The organism is Porphyromonas sp. CAG:1061, assembly GCF_000435035.1.
GTDB classification, from domain to species: domain Bacteria; phylum Bacteroidota; class Bacteroidia; order Bacteroidales; family Porphyromonadaceae; genus Porphyromonas_A; species Porphyromonas_A somerae.
The window spans coordinates 1-1,422 of record NZ_HF988821.1; the positions used below are offsets into that span (position 1 = coordinate 1).

2 protein-coding genes are annotated in these 1,422 nt (G+C 43.3%); one reads left to right on the plus strand and one right to left on the minus strand.

Annotated features, from left to right (window positions below):
• Positions 1-314 precede the first annotated feature (314 nt).
• Complete coding sequence (locus QVO39_RS00340) at positions 315-737, minus strand: DUF6078 family protein (protein ID WP_070707913.1); 423 nt, start codon at positions 735-737, stop codon at positions 315-317.
• Between the two features lie 179 nt (positions 738-916).
• Here QVO39_RS00340 and QVO39_RS00345 point away from each other — a divergent pair, with 179 nt between their 5' ends.
• Positions 917-1,378, plus strand: a complete 462-nt coding sequence (locus QVO39_RS00345) for a hypothetical protein (protein ID WP_021902528.1) — start codon at positions 917-919, stop codon at positions 1,376-1,378.
• The last annotated feature ends 44 nt before the right edge of the window (positions 1,379-1,422 follow it).

Sequence of the window (1,422 nt, forward strand, 5' to 3'; positions counted from 1 at the left end):
CCTATTTAAGAGGGACCTCTGCCGAGGTCCTTCCAATCCATGAGAAGCCTTGACAGATATAAGCATTTTATCCTTCATACGACAGCCTCATCTAATACGGAATTCCGACGCTCAATAACAGGGAAAAAGTATATGGTATCGGTACAATTCCATAGGGAGTGTCTACTTATTTAGGAATAACCGATTGACCGTGTCTACATAATTAGGAATAGGACACTAGGGCACGCATATATTCCGCATGCGTGCGGAACGCATTCCGCACGGCTACGGAATGGATTCCGCACGCATACGGAATGAAGCTTTGATGCATCGGACTAAATATCGAAACGCATAACCACTTCATCAAAGACGTCATCAGGATTGATACCCATCTCGGCAAAGATCGCTGAGATACGTTCTGCCTCCCAAGGACGCAAAGGCATTTCGCCTTTACGTAGCTGATAGAAGCGTGTTTTTTGCATGCCGAGCTCTTGCATACAGCGTCGGTTAAACGTAGGAAGAAGTTTAGTAGGGACTTTACCTGCCCCCTTCATAAAGCCAACATAATGAGGGATCAATCGATCCTCTACATACACTTGGCAATTCGCCCCCACATCGGGTTTATTAGGGTGGAAGCAAAGGATAGGCATATTACTAGGTGGCACCTCCTGCCCTTTGAGAAAGTGCAAGCAACTCTCCTTCTTGGAGCAATGATTGGCAAAACAAAGTTCAAAACTCTCTGGAAGTGTCTGCGACATAGAATCTATAGGCATAATAAAAGAAATTAGGTAATGATACATTCATCTAATTGTACTACAAACTTACCAAATTGAGGAGACGATATCAAGTTTATGATTTATTAAATAGCCATATTGTGGCGATATGATATCTTTGCCGCTGATTTATTTTCAACAACAGAAAGAAAGATTGAATGAATATGGAAAAGAAGATTTTATGGTCCCTAGTAGCAGCATTGGCTGCGGTGTTGATGGTAAGTTGTGGTAATGGTGATAACCTTCCGAAGGAAGGCTCTGTCAATGACTACGAATACATCTTTACGGTGACAGCAGAAAAAGGTGAGATGCATATATTCTACACCTTTGACACTGATGCCAAGGAAATCTTGTGGAGTGAAGAGCACCGCCCAATAGCGAATAAAGAAAAGACATTCACCAACATCAAAGAGGGTGAGACTAAGACCTACACCTTTAGAATCAAAGAGGCAAAGCGGGTATCGGTCAAAGGAGAGGTCGTTGCACCCAATTCAATGGGGACCAAAGGCTCCTACCAATTTGAGGAACGACTTAATGGCAAAAAGGCTAGAGATAAAAAGGAAGCCATTGAGCTTGAGCACAATGGAGTAACTCAAAGCTTCGAGTTCACCAGTTCCTCCCTCTAATTCTCAATAAGCGACTGTTGCACGAAGGCGATCTGCTGCGTTGC